The sequence below is a fragment of the Roseateles toxinivorans genome, from assembly GCF_004362525.1.
In the GTDB taxonomy this organism is placed as follows: Bacteria; Pseudomonadota; Gammaproteobacteria; order Burkholderiales; family Burkholderiaceae_C; genus Paucibacter; species Paucibacter toxinivorans.
This window is the reverse complement of record NZ_SNXS01000008.1, coordinates 84,137-104,378: the sequence shown is the minus strand read 5'-3', so window position 1 is coordinate 104,378 and position 20,242 is coordinate 84,137. Positions and strand designations below refer to the sequence as shown.

16 protein-coding genes are annotated in these 20,242 nt (G+C 67.4%); 2 read left to right on the top strand and 14 right to left on the bottom strand.

What is annotated here, in order from left to right; genetic code table 11:
- Positions 1-3 precede the first annotated feature (3 nt).
- A complete protein-coding gene (locus tag DES47_RS23230; RefSeq protein WP_133703164.1) occupies positions 4-2,355 on the top strand; it encodes a putative bifunctional diguanylate cyclase/phosphodiesterase in 2,352 nt (783 codons plus the stop codon).
- On the opposite strand, the gene DES47_RS23225 is transcribed toward DES47_RS23230, so the two are convergent.
- The 14 genes from DES47_RS23225 to DES47_RS23160 all read right to left on the bottom strand — a co-directional run bounded on the left by DES47_RS23225 (position 2,345) and on the right by DES47_RS23160 (position 18,819).
- Complete coding sequence (locus tag DES47_RS23225; RefSeq protein ID WP_243748434.1) at positions 2,345-4,426, bottom strand: ATP-binding protein; 2,082 nt, start codon at positions 4,424-4,426, stop codon at positions 2,345-2,347. The genes DES47_RS23230 and DES47_RS23225 overlap by 11 nt on opposite strands.
- 5 nt (positions 4,427-4,431) lie before the next feature.
- Positions 4,432-5,166 (bottom strand): response regulator, encoded by a 735-nt coding sequence (locus DES47_RS23220; protein ID WP_133703162.1) that lies wholly within the window; start codon positions 5,164-5,166, stop codon positions 4,432-4,434.
- 105 nt (positions 5,167-5,271) lie between these two features.
- Positions 5,272-5,853 (bottom strand): hemerythrin domain-containing protein, encoded by a 582-nt coding sequence (locus tag DES47_RS23215; RefSeq protein ID WP_133703161.1) that lies wholly within the window; start codon positions 5,851-5,853, stop codon positions 5,272-5,274.
- 37 nt (positions 5,854-5,890) lie between these two features.
- A complete protein-coding gene (locus DES47_RS23210; protein WP_133703160.1) occupies positions 5,891-6,298 on the bottom strand; it encodes a ribonucleotide reductase subunit alpha in 408 nt (135 codons plus the stop codon).
- A gap of 23 nt (positions 6,299-6,321) precedes the next feature.
- Positions 6,322-7,503, bottom strand: a complete 1,182-nt coding sequence (locus tag DES47_RS23205) for an NAD(P)H-dependent flavin oxidoreductase (protein ID WP_133703217.1) — start codon at positions 7,501-7,503, stop codon at positions 6,322-6,324.
- A 118-nt stretch (positions 7,504-7,621) separates the two neighbouring features.
- Positions 7,622-7,840: a hypothetical protein gene (locus DES47_RS23200; RefSeq protein WP_133703159.1), complete on the bottom strand. Its 219-nt coding sequence runs from the start codon at positions 7,838-7,840 to the stop codon at positions 7,622-7,624.
- A gap of 105 nt (positions 7,841-7,945) precedes the next feature.
- Positions 7,946-8,662, bottom strand: coding sequence for a carbonic anhydrase (locus DES47_RS23195; protein ID WP_133703158.1), 717 nt, complete (start codon positions 8,660-8,662; stop codon positions 7,946-7,948).
- The gene (locus tag DES47_RS23190; RefSeq protein ID WP_133703157.1) at positions 8,662-9,399 is read right to left on the bottom strand and encodes a peptidylprolyl isomerase; all 738 of its coding nucleotides are present in this window, start codon (positions 9,397-9,399) and stop codon (positions 8,662-8,664) included. The genes DES47_RS23195 and DES47_RS23190 overlap by 1 nt, the downstream gene beginning before the upstream one ends.
- Positions 9,399-10,109, bottom strand: coding sequence for a respiratory nitrate reductase subunit gamma (narI, locus tag DES47_RS23185; RefSeq protein ID WP_133703156.1), 711 nt, complete (start codon positions 10,107-10,109; stop codon positions 9,399-9,401). Before narI ends, DES47_RS23190 begins: the two co-directional genes overlap by 1 nt.
- Positions 10,106-10,789, bottom strand: a complete 684-nt coding sequence (narJ, locus tag DES47_RS23180) for a nitrate reductase molybdenum cofactor assembly chaperone (protein ID WP_133703155.1) — start codon at positions 10,787-10,789, stop codon at positions 10,106-10,108. The genes narI and narJ overlap by 4 nt, the downstream gene beginning before the upstream one ends.
- A gap of 10 nt (positions 10,790-10,799) precedes the next feature.
- Entirely contained in the window at positions 10,800-12,323 is a 1,524-nt protein-coding gene (narH, locus tag DES47_RS23175; RefSeq protein WP_133703154.1) for a nitrate reductase subunit beta, read from the bottom strand.
- Positions 12,320-16,093, bottom strand: a complete 3,774-nt coding sequence (locus DES47_RS23170; protein WP_133703153.1) for a nitrate reductase subunit alpha — start codon at positions 16,091-16,093, stop codon at positions 12,320-12,322. The genes narH and DES47_RS23170 overlap by 4 nt, the downstream gene beginning before the upstream one ends.
- Before the next feature lie 10 nt (positions 16,094-16,103).
- Positions 16,104-17,510, bottom strand: a complete 1,407-nt coding sequence (locus tag DES47_RS23165) for an MFS transporter (RefSeq protein WP_133703152.1) — start codon at positions 17,508-17,510, stop codon at positions 16,104-16,106.
- A gap of 22 nt (positions 17,511-17,532) precedes the next feature.
- A complete protein-coding gene (locus DES47_RS23160) occupies positions 17,533-18,819 on the bottom strand; it encodes an MFS transporter (RefSeq protein WP_133703151.1) in 1,287 nt (428 codons plus the stop codon).
- A 211-nt stretch (positions 18,820-19,030) separates the two neighbouring features.
- On the opposite strand from DES47_RS23160, the gene DES47_RS23155 reads away from it, so the two are divergent.
- On the top strand, positions 19,031-20,026 hold the full coding sequence (locus tag DES47_RS23155; protein ID WP_133703150.1) for an aldo/keto reductase: 996 nt from the start codon (positions 19,031-19,033) through the stop codon (positions 20,024-20,026).
- Positions 20,027-20,242 lie beyond the last annotated feature (216 nt).

Genomic DNA, 20,242 nt, shown 5'->3' with positions numbered 1-20,242 from the left:
ACAATGACTTCTCCGACCCGTCGCGCGGCGGCGGCCGCGCCCAGCCATACCCCCGCGGGCCTGCTGGCCATCGGCTATGCCCTGTTCGGCGTGGTCTGGATCTATTTCTCGGACGACTGGCTGCTGGCCATGGCGCCCAATCTGCAGATCTTCGCCCAGCTGGGCCAGGGCAAGGGCGTGGCCTTCGTGCTGGCCACCAGCGCCCTGCTGTTCGTGCTGGCGCAGCGCCGCGAGCGCGCGGTTGCCGAGCGCCAGCGCATCGAGCAGGACGAGAAGCTGCACGTGCTGCAGCTGCTGGACGCCATCGCCAATGGCTCGCCCGATGCGATCTTTGCCAAGGATCTGCAGGGCCGCTATGTGTTCGCCAACCGCGAGACCTGCCGTCTGCTGGGCCAGGCCGAGTCCATCGTGCTGGGCCATGGCGACGACAGCGTGTTCCCGCTGCACGAGGCCGAGATGCTGACCCAGGCCGATGCCGAGGTGCTGCGCAGCGGCCAGCTGATGCAGCGCGAGGAGCAGCTGACGACGGTGGACGGCCTGCGCGTCTATCTCGCCAGCAAGGGGCCGCTGCACGGGCCCGACGGCAGCATCATCGGCCTGTTCGGCGTCAGCCGCGACATCACCGAGCGCAAGCGCATCGAGGACGTGCACCGGCAATGGGCGATGGCCTTCGAGAACACCCGCGACGGCGTGATGATTGCCGACGACCATGGGCGCATCCAGGCCATCAACCGCGCCTTCACCGAGATCACCGGCTACACCGAAGCCGACGCGCTGGGCCGGACGGCCAAGATGCTGCAGTCGGGCATGCATGACGACGGCTTCTACGAAACCATGTGGCGCGCGCTGCGCGTCCATGGCCACTGGCAGGGCGAGATCTGGAACCGGCGCAAGGGCGGCGACATCTATCCCGAGTGGCTGACCGTCAGCGCGGTCGGCGACACCTCGGGCAAGCTGACCCACTATGTCGGCGTGTTCACCGACATCACCCGCGTCAAGCACAGCGAGGCCCAGCTCGATCACCTGGCCCATTACGATCCGCTCACCGGCCTGCCCAACCGCAGCCTGCTGCACACCCGGCTCGAGCAGACGCTGGCGCGGGCCGCCCGCCACCACACCAAGGCGGCGGTGCTCTACATCGACCTCGATGGCTTCAAGACCGTCAACGACAGCCGCGGCCATCCCGTCGGCGACGAGTTGCTGGTCTGCATCTCGCGCCGCCTGCGCGCCCGGCTGCGTGAGGAGGACCTGCTGGGCCGCCTCGGCGGTGACGAGTTCCTGGTCGTCGTCGAGCTGCCCGGCGGGCCGGCCGAGGTGGCGGGGCTCGCCCGCGATCTGCTGGCCGCGGTGGCCGAGCCCGTGCCCCTGCCCGGCGGCGGCGATGCCTATCTGACCGCCAGCATAGGCATCAGCGTCTTCCCGGACGACGGCTGCAGCAATGCGGTGGAGATGCTGCGCGATGCCGATGCCGCGATGTACCGCGCCAAGGACCAGGGTCGCAACCGCTTCTGCTTCTACACCAGCGACCTGAATGCCGAGGCCCAGGCCAAGCTGGAGCTGGAGGCAGCGCTGAGCCGGGCGCTGGAGCGCGACGAATTCAGGCTGCACTACCAGCCCAAGGTCGAGGCGCTGAGCGGCCGCATCGTCGGCGCCGAGGCGCTGCTGCGCTGGCAGCGTGGCGGGGTCGGCCTGGTCTCGCCGGGCCAGTTCATCCCGATTGCCGAGCGCTCCAGCATGATTCTGGGCATTGGGGCCTGGGTCATCGATGAGGCCTGCCGGCAGATCCGCCGCTGGATGGATGCCGGCCAGCCGGTGCTGCGCGTGGCCGTCAATGTGGCGGCTCGCCAGTTCGCTGCCGGCGATCTCGACCAGGTGCTGGGCGATGCCCTGATTCGCCACGGCGTGTCGGCCGAGCACATCGAGATCGAGCTGACCGAAAGCATGCTGATGGAGCGCCCCGAGATCACCGCCGCCATGCTGGGCAAGCTCAAGGCTCTGGGCGTGAAGCTGTCACTGGACGATTTCGGCACCGGCTATTCCAGCCTGGGCTATCTGCACAGCTTCCCTATCGACACGCTGAAGATAGACCAGTCCTTCGTGCGCGGCATCGGCGTTGGCGTCCAGGGCGAACCGGCCCCGGTGCTGGTGGACGCCATCATCGCGCTGGCCCATCGGCTGGGGCTGAGCGTGGTGGCCGAGGGGGTGGAGACGGCCGAGCAGAGCGACTACCTGCTGCGCCAGGGCTGCGACGAGTTGCAGGGCTACCGCTTCGGCCGGCCCGACACCGCCGAGGCCCTGCAGCTGCGGCTGGCGGCTCAGGCGCAGCCGGCCATGGAGGCTCAGCTCACGCCTTGAGCCGGGCGATGGCCTGTGCCAGCTGCTCGCGCGTATAGGGTTTGGGCAGCAGCTCCCAGCTGGGCGGCGAGTCGCGGTCGGCGTCCAGCAGCTCGGCCGAGAAGCCCGACATCAGCAGCACGGCCAGGTCCGGAAAGCGGGCCTGAGCCCGCTGCGCCAGCTCGGTGCCGCGCATGCCGGCGCCCAGGGCCACATCGGTGAGCAGCAAGTCGAAGCGGGCCTCGGGCCCCAGCAGCAGCAGGGCCTGCTCGGCGCTGGTGCAGACGGTGGTCTGGCACTGCAATGTGTCTAGGAACTGCCGCACCACACTGCGCACCTCGCCGTCGTCCTCGACCAGCAGCACCTTCAGGTCGGGCGGCACGCTCAGATCCGAGGGTAGCTCGGTCTCGACGGTTGCGGTCTCGGCCGCCCAGGGGCGCGGCAGGCGCAGCGTCACCGTCGTGCCGGCGCCCGGGGCGCTGTCTATGGTGATCACGCCCTTGGACTGCTTGACGAAGCCATAGACCGTGCTCAGGCCCAGGCCTGTGCCGCGACCGGCTGCCTTGGTGGTGAAGAAGGGCTCGAAGGCCCGCTCCTTGACGGCCTCGGGCATGCCGGCCCCGGTGTCGGAGATGGCAATCTCGACCAGCCGCTCATGGGCCATGCTGGGGTCGTCGAGTTCGCGCCGCGCCTCGGCCGGGAGGACCGTGCAGGCATGGGCGCGAAAACGCAGGGTGCCGCCTTCGGGCATGGCGTCGCGGGCATTGATGGCGATGTTCAGCAGCGCCGACTCCAGCTGTCCCGGGTCGGCCAGCACCGGCGGACTGTCACCGCAGTCGACCTCGATGCGTATGCGCTGGTCCAGCGTGCGACGCAGCATATCGGCCAGCGAATGCAGCATCACCGCCACATCGACCGCCGTGGGCTGCAGCACCTGACGGCGCGAGAAGGCCAAGAGCTTGGCCGTCAGCTCGGCGCCGCGCTTGGAGGCGCGCATCGCCGCGGTCACCAGCTGCTGGCCTTGGCTGTCGTCGGCCAGCGCGGGCAGCTCTTCCAGCACCTGCAGATTGCCCTGTATCACCGTCAGCAGATTGTTGAAGTCGTGCGCTATGCCGCCAGTCAGCTGGCCCACGCTTTCCAGGCGCTGGGCATGGTTCAGCGCCTCCTCGGACTGGGCCCGCTGCAGGCTGGTGGCCAGCAGGCTGGATAGCGACTCCATGAAGCGCAGCTCGTCGTCGCCGAAGCGGGCCTCACGTCGGGTGCGCACCGTCAGTGCACCGATGATGCGTCCGCGGTCCGACAGCGGCACCGCCATGCCCTGCACAAGCTCGGCGGCCAGATAGCTTGGCGGCACGGCAAAGCGCGACTCCAGGCGGTAGTCGGTCACCACCACCGGCCGGCCTTGGGCCAGCACAAAGCCGGGAGCGGTGTCGGGACGGTTGGGCACCAGCTGGCCAATGGCTTCGCCCTCCAGCAGACCCAGGCCGCTGGCGACACGAAACTCCAGCCGGTTGGGCTGCAGCAGCCAGACCATCGCCAGCTCGGCCTGCAGGGCCTCGGCGGCCATCGCCGGCACCTGGTCCAGCAGCACCTGAGGGTCGCGCGAATCGACCGCCAGCCGGCCCAGATTGGCCAGGAACTCGCTGTACCGGGCGCGCTGCAGCGCCTGCTTGACGCGGGGGTAGGCGCCGATGTCGCGGATCGAGGCGACGACGAAGGGCAGGCCATGGTCCTGCAGCGGGCTCAGCGCGATCTCGACCATCACCTCGCTGCCGTCACTGCGCTTGGCCGCCAGCTCCATCTGCGTGCCCATGGGGCGCGGCTTGGGGTTGTGGCCGTAGGTTTCGCGATAGGCGGCGTGGCGCGAGCGCACCGCATCCGGCACCAGCGCATCGACCCCGAGGCTCAACAGCTCGGCATTGCTATAGCCCAGCAGCGCGCTGGCGGCCGGATTGGCCAGCACGACCTGGCCCCGGCCATCGACGACCAGCAGGGCATCGGGGTAGGCCGTGTGCAGCGAGCGGAAGATGGTCTGCTCGTCGATCCCGCTGATCCCTTGCTGGGGTTGCGGCGTGTCGGGTGTGGTGGGCATGCTCATCAGCCCTGGGTGACCGGCGGCACCAGGATGTAGCCCGCGGCCCGCACCGACTTGATCAGCTGCGGATGCTCGGCGTCGGGTTCCAGCTTCTTGCGCAGGCGGCCAACCTGCACGTCTATCGTGCGGTCGAACGGCGCGGCCTCGCGGCCCCGCGTGTGCTCGAGCAGGAAGTCGCGCGACAGCACACGGCCCGGGTGCTGGGCAAAGGCGCACAGCAGGTCGAACTCGCCGCTGGTCAGTGCCACCTCCTGCCCCTGGGCGTCCAGCAACTGGCGCGCGCTCGGGTCGAGCTGCCAGCCGGCGAACAGCAGACGGTTGCGCGTGCCGGGGGCCGGGGCGGAGGCGGGCGCCGAAGCCTCGGCCGGGGCGATGCGGCGCAGCACCGCCTTGATGCGGGCCAGCAGCTCGCGCAGATCGAAGGGCTTGGTCACATAGTCGTCGGCGCCGACCTCCAGGCCGACCACCTTGTCGACCGCGTCGCCGCGGCCGGTGACGATGACCAGGCCACAGCGCCAATGCTCGCGCAGCTGGCGGGCAATGGTGAAGCCATCCTCGCCGGGCAGGCCCAGGTCCAGCAGCACCAGGGCCGGGGCGTCGGTGGGCATCAGCTCCATCAACGCACGGCCGGAATGCAGCGGCGTGATGCGGTAGCCATGGCCTTGCAGGTAATTGGCCAGCAGGGTGGTGATGTCGACCTCGTCGTCGACGATGGCGATGTGCGGGGCAGAACTCATGCGGTCGTCGGTGCAAATCCCAATGGACGGGCACCGAAGGGTAGCAGCTTTGGCTGCCTCCGCCAGCATCAAGGACTGCGCAGGTGACCTGCCTTCAGCCCGATTTCAGTCCGATTTCAGGCCTATTGGCGCCGGCACGGCGTTGACGATGCGGGTGAACAGGGCCCGGTACTCGGCCTCGGGCTGATGACCGGTGAGTGGGTCGCGGTTGGCGGCGAAGGCCTCGTCCAGCTCGGCCCAGTCCTGCTCGGTCAGCACCTTCTCGGCCAGCGGCAGTATCTCCTGCTCCTCCTTGCTCATATGGCTCAGGTAGAAGGCCACATAGCGTTCGGCCGCCTGCTCGAAGGCGGCGCGCCTGGCTTCGCCCATCATCTCGAAGGCCAGCAACGCATGCTGCAGATTGCGGATATTGCGCTCGCCGCAGGCGTGGTCGTGGTCCAGCTCATCAAGGACCTCGCGTGACAGCGGCGTGCGTGCGCGCAGTTTCGGGAACAGCAGCTCGGTTTCCTTGCGGTGGTGCTGCTTCTCGGGGAATTCGTCCACATAGAACAGCATCGCGCGCAGCGCGGCGAAGTCCGGCATCGAGCCCTGGCGGCGGTGCTGTTCCAGCAACAGCAGGATGGAGCGCAGCATGGCGGCAAGGGCCTGGTGTTCGTCGCGGATGATGCGCAAAGAGCTGTGTTTCATGCTGGACTCCCAGGAATCTCGTTTGGATGAGTGTTCGCTATGCGAACTGCAGCGGTGCGCCGCTGGCGTCGAGTGCGAGCAGGCCGCTCAGATGGCCGCTGCGCACGCGCTCCAGCAGCGTCTGCAGCGCCTGCTCGACCTGCTCCGCGCTGGGGGGCTCGCCGCGGCTGCCGGGCAGGCCGGCGGCAAACATCACCTGCCAGGGCGGGCCGGCGCGGCGCGCCTCGGCGGCCAGGGCTTCGAAGCTGCTCAGCTCGTCCAGGCCCTTGTCCACGCACATCAGCGGCTCCAGCGCCCCGCCGCTGCCGGCGGCGAAGCGTTCGCGCTGGGCCGGCGTGGCATCGTCGGGCAATTCTGCAGCGGTGAACACGAACAGCAGTCGCTGCGGCTCGGGCTGCGCGGCGGCGGCTTGCAGCAGCTGGTCAAACATCGTGCTCTGGCTCATGGCAGGGTCCTTGGTGAATGGGGTCAGGCCGCTGCCAGCGTAGCGGCTGAATCGCCGCCCATCAAGCGCACCAGCAATTCGCGCACGCTGCGTATCTGGCTGCCGAAGGGCAGGGCGCCGCGACCGCTGAAGAACAGGCCGCTCTTCAGGTCGCCGTGCAGCGCCGAGGCGAGTTGCTGGTCGATGCAGAACTGGCCCCAGCCGGCCTTGCCATCGCGCAGGCCGCACTGGGCCAGGCAGTCGAAGGCCTTGGTGCAGCGGGCCTTGACCTGGGCCACGGCCTGCAGCCGGGGCTCGGCCTTCAGATAGGCGCGCAGCCAGGGCGTGCCGACGGCGCGGGCGGGCAGGCCGGCGACGCTGGTGAACTCGACCATGTCTTCGTCACGGGCCTCGGCCAGCACCCGCTTGAATTCGGGATGGGCATCGCCCTCGGTGGTCACGGCAAAGGGTGTGCCCAGCTGCACGCCGGCAGCGCCCAGATCCTGCAGGCGGCGGATGTCGGCCAAGGTGCGTATGCCACCGGCGGCGATCACCGGTGTCTGCGACTCGATGCCGGCGGCGCGCAGCACCGCCAGCGTCTCGGGCACCGAGCGCTCGAAATCGAAGCGCGGGTCATGCAGATCCTCGATGCGGGCCGCGCCGAGGTGGCCACCGGCCAGGCCCGGGTGCTCAAGCACGATGGCATCGGGCATGCGCTTCTTGCGTTCCCATTTGCGCACCACCAGCTGCACGCCGCGAGAGTCGGACAGGATGGGGATCAGGGCGACCTGCGGATGGTCGCTGGCCAGCTCGGGCAGGTCCAGCGGCAGGCCGGCGCCGACGACGATGGCGTCGATGCCGGCCTCCAGCGAGCGCTTCACATAGGCGGCGTAATCGCTGACCGCGCGCATCACATTCATTGCCAGCAGGCCGTGGCCGCCAGCGATCTGGCGGGCGGCCTTGACCTCGCGCTCCAAGGCCTCCAGATTGGCTGCATTGATGCGGTCCTTGGCCTCCGGGCCCACGCCCAGGCTGCGCGTGGCCTCCATCAGATCGGGGTGGTGGCGGCGCAGGTCCACCGAGCTCAGCGTGCCGGTACCGCCCAGTGCGGCCACATGGCCTGCCAGGCTGTGGGCCGACACGCCAATGCCCATGCCGCCCTGCACGATGGGCAGCAGGTTGCGGCCGGCCAGGCGCAGCGCATTCAGGCCGCTGCGCTCCAGCATTTGTTTCAGGTCATTTGGGATCACGCAGGCTCTCCAGTCTTTGCGGGCAACTGTAGGCAAGACCGCGCCGCACCGGCATGACCCATATCAAGGCGGCTGGAAATGCCGCCCAAGCGCCTCAGTCCGAGGCGCCTGCACTTTCGCGCGGGGTGATCACCGTGGTGTCCAGCGGGGCCTGAGGTTCGCCGTAGCGGGGCGGGCTGTCGCTGACCAGCGGGGTGACCGGCGTCGGCTCCGCCGCGGGCTGGGAGGCCTGGCTGCTGAAGGCGACGCCCAGCACGAAGGCGCTGGCGAGGCTGACACCCAGCAGGGTGATGGAGGCATGGTCGTGGCGCATGGGGCGATCCGATGTGTTGGCTGTGCGCCGACGGGATTGCCAGGCGCCAGGCCATGTTCGGTGCGTCCCGCTTCAGCGCCGTTCCAACGCGGGGGCCGCCCTGTTTCATTGGTTGCAGTCGGGAGGCGAGGCTTCATCGGGCTCGGTGGCCGGAATGAAGCGGCCTGACTTCAGGTCGAAGACATGGACCTCGCCGTCCTCGATCACATAGTGCCAGCCATGCAGTGACAGCTCGCCGCGCTCGACGCGGCGGCGCACCATCGGATAGTCCAGCAGGCGCTCCAGCTGCAGCACCACCGAGCGCTGCTCGGTGCGGCGCAGGGCCTCGGGGCTGGGCAGCACCGGCAGTGCGGCCTCGCGGGCCAGGTCCAGCCAGGCGCCGAGGTTGACGGCCTCGGGCGAGACCTCGCCATACAGCGCGGCGATGGCGCCGCAATGGCTGTGGCCGCAGACGATGATGTGGCGCACCTTCAGATTCAGCACCGCGAACTCGATCGCCGCGGCCGTGCCGTGCAGGCCGCCGACCCAGCGCTTCTCGGGTTCGGGTGGCTGTTCCTGCGCCCGCTTGCCCAAGGTGTCGGGCAGGCGCGGCGTCAGCGTGCCGCAGCAGGGCGGGACGAGAGCGCCGACATTGCGCACCATGAACAGCTCGCCCGGGCCGGCGCCGGTCAGCAGATAGGGCACCAGGCGCGAGTCCGAGCAGCCGATGAACAGGCTGGTCGGGTGCTGGCCACCATCGACGAGCTCCTTGAACTGGGCCCTGTACTGCGGGAAGGCGTCGCTGTGGAAGCGGCGCAGCCGGGCTAGCAGGGCGTCCGGCATCACTGCACCAGCGGAGTCTCGGCGGCGTCCAGGCTCACGCCCTGCAGCTCGGCCGCACCGGCCAGCACCTGCAGGTATTGGCGCAGCGCATTGACCCAGGCCTGCTGGCGCAGCACCAGGGCCACCGCCTGGTGCACCTCCTCGAAGGCCGGCTGGGTGCCGACATCACGGGCCCGCACCTCGACGATGTGCAGGCCGAAGCGGCTGTGCACCAGGCGCGGCAGCACGCCCACCGTGTCCTGGCCGAACACCTCTCGGGCGAACTCGGTCGCGCACTCGTCCTTGCCGACCCAGCCCAGATCACCGCCCTGCTCGCCGCTGGGGCAGTTGGACCATTGGCGCGCGGCCTCGCCGAAGACGTCGCCGTCCGGGTCTGCGCAGCGCAGTTCGTAGAGCTTGGCCTCGGCGCGCTGGCGCAGCGCCTGCACATCGACGCCGGGGGTGACGGCAAACAGCAGATGGCGCAGCTGCAGCCGCTCGCCACGGCCGTAGCGGGCCGGATGGGCCTCGAAGTGGCGGCGGCAGGCCTCGGGCGAGGGCTCGGGGATCTTCAGTTCGCGTTCCAGCAACTGCTCGATCGCGTCGCCGGCCTTGGCGCTGTCGAAGCCGGCCGCGACGGCCGCCTGGCGCAGCAGCTCGGTGCAGGCACGCTGGCGCAGCGCGGTCTCGTCAAGCTGCTCCTCGTCTCCGTGGAGCGGCACGCCGTTGACGGTCGGGATCGCAAAGGTGGTGTTCATCAGCGGCCCTTGTAGTCAGGGAGGTTGAGCTTGCGGCTGCGCACCATCTGGTAGGGACGCAGCGCATAGACGAGCGTGCCGAAGCCACTCCAGACATGGACCAGCCGGGTGAAGGGGAAGATCAGGAAGATCGACATGCCCAGCACCATATGGGTCTTGAACACCCAGCCGGCACCGGCCAGCAACTCGACGCCACCGGCGCGGAAGGTGACGATGCGCTGCGCCCATTCGGCCAGGCGCATCATCATCCCGCCGTCCAGGTGCTGGGCCGACAGCGGTATCGTCGCCAGTCCCAGCGCGAACTGCAGCCACAGCAGCACCAGCAGCAGGATGTCGCTGGGCTTGGAGGTGGCGCGGATGCGATCGTCAGACAGGCGCCGATGCAAGAGCAGGCTCACGCCGATGAAGCCCAGCAGGCCGAACAGGCCGCCCGAGACCATGGCCATCAGCTGCTTGTTGCCGGCGCTGATGAAGGGCTCGTAGAGGAAGTGCGGCGTCAGCATGCCCACCGAATGGCCGAAGAACAGGAACAGCACGCCGATGTGAAACAGATTGCTGCCCCAGCGCAGACTGCCGGTGCGCAGCAGCTGCGAGGAGTCGCTCTTCCAGGTGTACTGGTCGCGGTCGAACCGTATCAGGCTGCCGAGCAGGAACACCGCCAGGCAGATATAGGGGTAGTAGCCGAACAGAAATGTGTCGAGCCAGCTCATGGTGCGACTCCTTGGGCCGTGGTGGCGGGGGATTTGCGGACGATGTGTATCGGCTGCGGGGTGCCGGGTCTTGCCTGGCCCTGGGTGCTGCAGCCGTCGAAGGCCATGGGCTCCGCCCAGGCCTCGTCCACCTCGGGTTCGGCCGCCACCGGCACGGCCGCCACCTTCTGGCCGGCCAGCTCCAGCACCGCGGCGATCACGCTGGCATAGGGGCTCTGGCGCTCCAGCAGCGCGCTGAAGATGGCGGTCAGGATGTGGGCGATCTCGCCGAGAAATTCGCGAGCCGTCTCGGGCGGCTGGGTGGAGGCGAACTCCAGCACCACGGTCAGATGGTCGGGCAGCTCGGTGCCGCCCAGCTGCAGGCCGGCGCTGGCATACGTCTGGCCCAGATCGACCAGGGCCTGGCCGCGGTCGCGCGAGTCGCCATGCACATGCTCGAACAGATGCAGCGAGGTGTTGCGGCCGCTGTCGAAGGTCTCGACGAAGCGGGCCTCGACGGCGTACGGGTCCATCGCGCCGAGCTGCTGCAGCAGCGCGTCCAGCTCGGCCAGGCGCTTCCTGCCCAGGCCGCAGTCATGGTGCAGCGCATCGCCCAGCTCGGGCAGGGCGGCACGCAGCGCGCCGTTGGGGTAGCTCAGCAGGGCGCCGAGGGCGCGCAGGGTCAGTGATATGTTTTTCATCGGGGGCTCCTCACAGGCTTGCCTTGATCGGTATGGTCCGCTTCTTGGTGCCACCGAACAGCGAGGCCTCGCTGGCGCCATCGGAGCAGCCATTGCCGAAGGTGAAGCCGCAGCCGCCCCGCATGTCGAAGGTGTTCTCGGCGTACTCGCGGTGGCTGCTCGGGATCACGAAGCGGTCCTCGTAGTTGGCGATGGCCATCACCTGGTACATGTCCTCCACCTGCGCGGCGCTCATGTCCACCTGGCGCAGCAGCTCCGGGTACTCGACGCCATCGACATGCTTGCCGCGCTGGTAGGCGCGCATGGCCAGCATGCGGTCCAGCGCGCGCACGACTGGCTGGGTGTCGCCGGCGGTGAGCAGGTTGGCCAGGTACTGGACCGGGATGCGCAGCTGGGTGACGTCCGGAATAGCGCCATTGATGCCGATATGGCCGGCATTGGCGGCGGCGGTGATCGGCGACAGCGGCGGCACATACCAGACCATGGGCAGCGTACGGTACTCGGGGTGCAGCGGCAGGGCGATCTTCCACTCCATCGCCATCTTCCAGACCGGGCTCTTCTTCGCCGCTTCCAGCCAGCTGTCCGGGATGCCATCGGCACGGGCCTGGGCGATCACCTTCGGGTCATTGGGGTCGAGGAAGATGTCGCACTGGGCCTGGTACAGATCGCGGTCGCGCTCGGTGCTCGCCGCCTTCTGTATGCCGTCGGCGTCGTACAGCATCACGCCCAGATAGCGGATGCGGCCGACGCAGGTCTCGGAGCAGACGGTGGGCTGGCCGGCCTCGATGCGCGGGTAGCAGAAGATGCACTTCTCGGCCTTGCCGCTCTGCCAGTTGTAGTAGATCTTCTTGTAGGGGCAGCCCGACACGCACATGCGCCAGCCGCGGCACTTGTCCTGGTCGATCAGCACGATACCGTCTTCCTCACGCTTGTAGATCGAGCCCGAGGGGCAGCTCGCCACGCAGGCGGGGTTCAGGCAGTGCTCGCACAACCTGGGCAGGTACATCATGAAGGTGTTCTCGAACTGGCCGTAGATGTCCTTCTGGATGTCGTCGAAATTCTTGTCCTTGGAGCGCTTGGCGAATTCGCCGCCCAGGATCTCCTCCCAGTTCGGGCCCCACTCGATCTTCTGCATGCGCTTGCCGGTGATCAGGCTGCGCGGGCGAGCCGTCGGCGTGGCCTTCATTTCCGGGGCCGACTGCAGATGGTCGTAGTCGAAGGTGAAGGGCTCGTAGTAGTCGTCGATCTGCGGCAGATTGGGGTTGGCGAAGATGCGCATCAGCAGCTTCCACTTGCCCCCCTGCTTGGGCTCGATCGAGCCGTCGGCATTGCGTATCCAGCCGCCGTTCCACTTGTCCTGGTTCTCCCAGTCCTTTGGGTAGCCGATGCCGGGCTTGGTCTCGACATTGTTGAACCAGGCGTATTCCATGCCGGGCCGGCTGGTCCAGACGTTCTTGCAGGTGACCGAACAGGTGTGGCAGCCAATGCACTTGTCCAGGTTCAGCACCATGCCGATTTGCGCGCGTATCTTCATGCTTGCACTCCCGCGGTGTTGTCTTCGCCATCGAGCCAATCGATCTTGTGCATCTTGCGCACGACGACGAATTCGTCGCGGTTCGTGCCTATGGTTCCGTAGTAGTTGAAGCCATAGCTCAGCTGCGCATAGCCGCCTATCATGTGGGTCGGCTTGGTGACGATGCGCGTCACCGAGTTGTGGATGCCGCCGCGCTGGCCGGTGATCTCGGAGCCCGGGGTGTTGATGATTTTTTCCTGGGCGTGATACATCATCGTCATGCCCGGCTTGACGCGCTGGCTGACCACCGCCCGGGCCGCGATCGCGCCATTGGCGTTGAACAGCTCGATCCAGTCGTTGTCGACAATGCCCGCCGAGCGTGCGTCATCCTCGCTGAGCCAGACCACCGGGCCGCCCCGGTTCAAGGTCAGCATCATCAGGTTGTCGGTGTAGGTCGAGTGGATGCCCCACTTCTGGTGCGGCGTGATGAAGTTCAGCGCGATCTCTTTATTCCCATTGGGCTTGATGCCGCTGATGCCGGCCACCGCCTTCATGTCCACCGGCGGACGGTAGCTGGTGAACTCCTCGCCGAAGGCGCGCATCCACTTGTGGTCCTGGTAGAACTGCTGGCGGCCGGTCAGGGTGCGCCAGGGGATGTACTCGTGCACATTGGTGTAGCCGGCGTTGTAAGAGACCTTCTCGCTCTCCAGCCCGCTCCAGGTCGGTGACGAGATGATCTTGCGCGGCTGGGCCTGCACGTCGCGGAAGCGGATCTTCTCGTCCTCGCGGTGGCGAGCCAGATGGGTGTGGTCGCGGCCGGTGATCTTGCTCAGCGCCTCCCAGGCCTTGACGGCGACATGGCCGTTGGTCTCGGGAGCCAGCATCAGTATCACCTCGGTGGCATCGATGTCGGTGTCGATGCGCGGCATGCCCTTGGTCGGGCCCTCGGTATGGACCTTGCCGTTCAGCTCGGCCAGCTGCCGCACCTCGTCGACGGTGTTCCAGCCAATGCCCTTGCCGCCGTTGCCGGCCGATTCCATCAAGGGGCCCAGCGCGGTGAAGCGGGCATAGGTGGCCGGGTAGTCGCGCTCGACCACGGTGATCTGCGGTGCGGTCTTGCCCGGGATCAGCTCGACCTCGCCGCGCTTCCAGTCCTGCACGTCCAGGCCCTGGGCCAGTTCGGCCGGCGTGTCGTGCATCAGCGGCGTCAGCACCACCTCCTTCTCGACGCCCAGATGGCCGACGCAGAGTTCGGAGAAGGCCTTGGCGAAGCCCTTGTAGATCTCCCAGTCGCTCTTGGACTGCCAGGCCGGGTCCACCGCCGTGGACAGCGGGTGGATGAAGGGATGCATATCGCTGGTGTTGAGATCGTTCTTCTCGTACCAGGTGGCGGTGGGCAGCACGATGTCCGAGTACAGGCAGGTCGTGCTCATGCGGAAGTCAAGCGTCACCAGCAGGTCCAGCTTGCCCTCGGGCGCATGCTCGTGCCAGCGCACCTCGTCGGGCTTGGCGTCGTCGGCGCCCAGATGCTTGCCCTGCACGCCGTGGCTGGTGCCCAACAGGTGCTTGAGGAAGTACTCGTGGCCCTTGCCCGAGGAGCCGAGCAGGTTGGAGCGCCAGACGAACATATTGCGCGGCCAGTTGGCCGGGTGGTCCGGGTCCTCGCAACTCATCTGCAACGAGCCGTCCTTCAGCCCCTTGACCACATGGGCCTTGACGTCGCCGCCGGCGGCATCGCGCACCACCTGCAGCGGGTTGGTTTTCAGCTGCGGCGCGCTGGGCAGCCAGCCCATCCGCTCGGCGCGCACGTTGTAGTCGATCAGGCTGCCGCCGAACTCGGCCTTGTCGGCCAGCGGCGAGAGGATCTCGTCGACGCCCAGCTTCTCGTAGCGCCACTGGTCGGTGTGGGCATAGAAGAAGCTGGTGCTGTTCATCTGGCGCGGCGGGCGCGACCAGTCCAGCGCAAAGGCCAGCGGCGTCCAGCCGGTCTGCGGACGCAGCTTTTCCTGGCCCACGTAGTGCGCCCAGCCGCCACCCGACTGGCCTATGCAGCCGCACAGCATCAGCATATTGATGATGCCGCGGTAGTTCATGTCGCAGTGGTACCAGTGGTTCATCGCCGCGCCGATGATGACCATGGACTTGCCCTTGGTCTTGTCGGCGTTGTCGGCGAACTGCCGGCCGACGGTGATGACCTGGTCACGCGGCACGCCGGTGATCTTCTCCTGCCAGGCAGGGGTGTAGGGTGCGTCGTCGTCATAGCTCTTGGCGCCGTCGCCATAGCCGCGCTCCACGCCGTAGTGCGCGACCAGCAGGTCGAACACGGTGGTGACCAGCACCTCGCGCTCCTCGCCGGCCTTGCCCAGCTTGATGCGCTGCACCGGCAGCTTGCGCACCATCACATCGCCGCCCTGCTTGTTGGCGTCGAAGTGCGGCGTGTCGATGCCGGCGAAGTAGGGGAAGCCGACCTCGGCGATCTCATGCCCCTCCTGGCCCTCGGCCACCGACAGGCGCAGCTTGACGTCCTGATCGTGGCGGGCCTCCTTGTCTTCGAGGTTCCACTTGCCGCCGTCCTTGCGGCCGTCCGGGCCCCAGCGGAAGCCGATCGAGCCATTCGGCAGCACAACCTTGCCGAGCGCGTCGAAGGCCAGCGTCTTCCACTCGGGGTTGTTGTCCTGGCCCAGCTTGCCGTTGAAGTCGCTGGCGCGCAGATAGCGCTGGCTGACCAGCACCTTGCGGCCGTCGTCCAGCGTGCGCTCCTCCAGCTGCACGATCATCGGCAGATCGGTGTAGCGGCGCGCGTAGTCGTCGAAGTAGGCCGAGCGCTTGTCGAAGTAGAACTCCTTCAGGATCACATGGCCCATGGCCATCGCCAGTGCCGCATCGGTGCCCTGCTTGGGGTGCATCCACAGGTCGGCCAGCTTGCTGACCTCGGCATAGTCGGGCGTCACCGCCACCGTCTTGGCGCCCTTGTAGCGCACCTCGGTGAAGAAGTGGGCGTCCGGCGTCCGCGTCTGCGGCACATTGGAGCCCCAGGCGATGATGAAGGTGCTGTTGTACCAATCGGCCGACTCGGGCACGTCGGTCTGCTCGCCCCAGACCTGGGGGCTGCTGGGGGGCAGGTCGCAGTACCAGTCGTAGAAGCTCATGCACACGCCGCCGATCAGCGACAGATAGCGCGAGCCGGCGGCATAGCTGACCATGCTCATGGCCGGTATCGGCGAGAAGCCGATGATGCGGTCCGGTCCATGCTTCTTGATCGTGTAGACATTGGCCGCGGCGATGATCTGGTTCACCTCGTCCCACTCGGAGCGCACCATGCCGCCCAGGCCGCGCTGCTTGACCCATTGCTCGCGTGCCTCGGGGTTCTCGACGATGCTGGCCCAGGCGTCGACCGGGCTCTTGGCCACCATCAACGCGGCGCGCCAGGCCTTCAGCAGGCGGGCTCGCACCAGCGGGTACTTGACGCGGTTGGCGCTGTACAGATACCAGGAGTAGCTGGCGCCACGGGCGCAGCCGCGCGGCTCGTGGTTGGGCAGGTCGGGCCGCGTGCGCGGGTAGTCGGTCTGCTGCGTTTCCCAGGTGACGATGCCGCCCTTGACGTAGATCTTCCACGAGCAGGAGCCGGTGCAGTTCACGCCGTGGGTGGAGCGCACGATCTTGTCGTGGGCCCAGCGGTTGCGGTAGGCGTCTTCCCAGGTACGGTCCTCGCCGGTGGTGAGGCCGTGGCCGCCGGAGAAGCTCTCCTTGGGCTGCGAGAAGTGGGTGAGGCGATCGAGAAAATGGCTCATGACAGATTCCTTAACAGGGCATGGGCGCGTTCTTGCGCGCGTAGTGCCACCAGGTGATGGCGATGCACAGCAGATAGAACGAGAAGAAGACGTAGAGGGCGGCCTCGGGCCCGCCGGTCAGCGAGATCGAGGTGCCATAGCTCTTGGGGATGAAGAAGCCGCCGTAGGCCGCCATCGCGGCGGTGAAGCCCAGCGTGGCCGCGCCCTCGGTATTGCCTTCCTTGGTGGCCCGGGCCACGGCCGCGGCGTCGCGCGTGTCGATCTCGCGGAGCTTCTGGTTCAGGAAGATCACCGGGATCATGCGGAAGGTCGAGCCGTTGCCGATGCCGGTGGTCAGGAACAGCACCAGGAACATCAAGAAGAAGCCGGTGAAGTTGCCTCCTGACGGGCCCGTGGGCAAAAAGTAGATCACGCCCAGCACCGCGCCGGCCATGACGATGAAGTTCCAGAAGGTGACGCGGGCGCCGCCGGCCTTGTCGGCCAGCCAGCCGCCGACCGGGCGTATCACCGCGCCGACCAGCGGGCCCAGCCAGGCATAGGCCAGCGGGTTGATGCCGGGGAACTGGCTCTTGATCAGCAGAGGAAAGCCGGCGGCATAACCGATGAAGGAGCCGAAGGTGCCCAGGTACAGCACGCACATCAGCCAGTTGTGCTTGCGGCCGAAGATGGTGGCCTGCGTTGCGAACGAGGCCTTGGCGTCGGCGATGTCATTCATGCCGAACCAGGCGGCCAGCGAGGCCAGTGCGATCCACGGCACCCAGATGAAGGCGGCGTTCTGCGTCCACACCTGCAGCGTCTGGCCGTTCTTCACGATGGTCTGCGCATCGCCGCCGAACACGCCGAAGATGCCGGCCGTGACGACCAGGGGGCTCAGGAACTGCACCACCGACACGCCCAGATTACCGAGGCCGGCATTGACGCCAAGCGCCGAGCCCTTGCGCTCCTTCGGAAAGAAGAAGCTGATATTGGCCATGCTGGAGCTGAAGTTGCCGCCGCCCAGGCCGCACAGCAGGGCCAGGGTCAGCATGGTCGGGTAGCTGGTGGTGTTGTCCTGCACCGCAAAGCCAATGCCCAGGGCCGGGATCAGCAGGGTGGCGGTGGAGATCGCCGTCCAGCGCCGGCCGCCGACCAGGGGCACGATGAAGGAGTAGAAGATGCGCAGGGTGGCGCCGGACAGGGCCGGCGCCGCGGCCAGCCAGAACAGCTGGTTTGTCGAGTACTTGAAGCCCAGGGCCGGCAGACCCACGGCGACCACGCTCCAGACCTGCCAGATGGCAAAAGCCAGGAACAGGGCGGGCACCGAAATCCACAGATTCAGCTTGGCCACGGCCTCGCCTTCTCGCTCCCAGAAGGTCTTGTCCTCTGGGGTCCAGATCGGCAGGACTTTCCCGCGCGTACTGGCTGTTGCGTTGTTCATGATGGTTCCTGTTGGAGGAGGGTCAGGCGCGGGCCGGCACGGCATTGCCGTGGGGGCCCAGCAGGTCGGTGCGACGCACCTCGGTGAAGTACATCCAGATCAGCGAGACCCAGACCACGCCATACATCAGCATGAAGGCCGAGGAGCGGATGCCGGTCAGGTCCACCAGCACGCCGAAGGCGATCGGCAGCACGAAGCCGCCCAGGCCGCCGGCCAGGCCGACAATGCCGCTGATCGTGCCGATGTTCTTGGGGTAGTCGTCGCTGATGTACTTGAAGACGCTGGCCTTGCCGAAGGCGAAGGCGATGCCGAGGATGAACATCAGGCCGGTGAAGGCATAGACGTTGAGGCCGATGTGGAAGGTGGTCGCGCCGTTGATGGTGGTGATGGTGAAGTCGGTCTGCGGATAGGACAGCAGGAACAGGCAGATCCAGCTCACCCACATCACCCACCAGGTGACGCTGTGCGCGCCATACTTGTCGGACAGCCAGCCGCCGATGGCGCGCAGCACGCCGCCGGGCAGCGAGAAGCAGGCGGCCAGCAGGGCGGCGACGCGGATGTCCAGACCATACTCGCCGACGTAGTACTGCACCATCCACAGCGACAGCGCCACATAGCCGCCGAACACGATGCTGTAGTACTGGCAGTACTTGAGCACGGCCGGGTCCTTCAGCGCCTTCAGCTGATCGCTGAACTTGACGGTGCTGGGTACCAGGTGGGCGGGGTCACTGGCGCTGAAGAACCAGAACAGCAGCACCGCGCCCAGCATCACCGCGGCATAGACCTGGGGCACCATGGCCCAGCCGAAGCCCACCACCAGGGCCGGGGCGACGAACTTGTTGACCGCGGCACCCGAGTTGCCGGCACCATAGACGCCCATTGCAAAGCCCTGGCGGTTCTTCGGGAACCAGCGCGCCACATAGGGCGTGCCCACCGAGAACGAGCCGCCGGCCAGGCCGACGAACAGGCCTATGGTCAGGAAGTGCCAGTACTCTGTGGCATAGGCCATCAACCAGATCGCAGGCACGGTGATGGCCATCAGTATGGTCATGACGATGCGGCCACCAAACCGGTCGGTCCAGATCCCCAGCGGCACGCGTATCAGCGAGCCGGTCAGCACCGGCGTGGCCGTCAGCAGGCCGAATTCGGTGGCATTGAGGTTCAGCGCCTTCTTGATCGGTATGCCGATCACGCCGAACATCATCCAGACCATGAAGCAGACGGTGAAGGCCAGGGTGCTGACGATCAGCACCGAGAGGGCTTTGCCATTGTGGTTTGTGCTGTTTTGAGAGGTACTTGCGAGGGCCATGACGGACTCCGGTTCTTTGGGAGTCACTGTCCGCTTTCGGCCCTGCGTTGAACATCCGCCGGTGGTAGGTCGGCCGCCGGCCAAAGGCAGGAGGTCGGAGCAGGCCGTCCTAGTTCTGAAGAACTAGCGCGGCCGGGATGGCCGCGATGCTTGCGCTGGATCAAGGCCCCGGCGGCCCGTTACCATGGCGAATCGCTGACAAAGGACTCTCATGCAATACCAGAACCTGGGCAAGAGCCCGCTCAAGGTCTCGCGCCTGTGCCTGGGCACGATGATGTTTGCCGACCAGACGGAACTGGCCGAGGCGCGCAGCATCGTTGACCATGCTCAGGAGCATGGCGTCAACTTCATCGACACCGCCGATGTCTATTCCAAGGGGCGTTCCGAAGCGATGGTCGGCGAGTTGCTGAAGGGCCGGCGCCACGACTGGGTGCTGGCCACCAAGCTGGGCAACATGATGTCGGAGCGGCCGAACGAGTCGCAGTATTCCCGGGCCTGGGTGCTGCGCGAGTGCGAGGCCAGCCTGCAGCGCCTGGCCACCGACCACATCGACATCTACTACCTGCACCGCGACTTCAACGGCATGGACCTGGAGGAGCCGCTGCGCGCCATTGCCACGCTGCTGCAGCAGGGCAAGATCCGCTACTGGGGCGTGTCGAACTTCCGCGGCTGGCGCATTGCCGAAATGGTGCACATGGCGCGGGCGCTGAACATGCCCGGCCCGGTGGTCTGCCAGCCCTATTACAACCTGCTGAACCGCCAGCCCGAGGTCGAGGTGCTGCCGGTCTGCGCCCACCACGGCATCGGCGTCGTGCCCTACAGCCCGATCGCACGCGGCGTGCTCTCGGGCAAGTACGCACCCGGCAGCCAGCCCGCCGAGGGTTCGCGCGCCGCCCGTGGCGACAAGCGCATGCTGGAAACGGAGTTCCGCGAAGAGTCGCTGCAGGTCGCGCAGACGCTGAAAGCGCACTGCGACGGCTCGGGTCGCGCCTTGAGCCACTTCGCCACCGCCTGGGTGTTGGCCAACCCCCGCGTCAGCTCGGTGATCGCCGGCCCGCGCACCCTGGCGCAATGGACCGACTATCTCGGTGCGCTGGACTGCGTGATCAGCGCGGAAGACGAGGCGCTGGTCGATTCATTGGTGCGCCCGGGTCATCCGTCGACGCCGGGCTATACCGACCCGGCGTATCCGCTCAACGGGCGTTGAAGTCAGGGGGGGCTGCGGGTGGCGGCGCAGGCCCAGCCCCGCCAGCCGCCGGGCTTCAGTGCGGGGGGCGCCCTTGCAGGGCGACTGCCCTGCGGTGCTCCCGTCTTGGGCCGGGCGCGTAACTCACTACGCTCGCCTTGCTCGCTGCGTTCAGACAAACGCGCCCAGTCAGTTTTTGATACGCACGCTGGCGCGTGCTGGCCCAAGCCGCTGCGC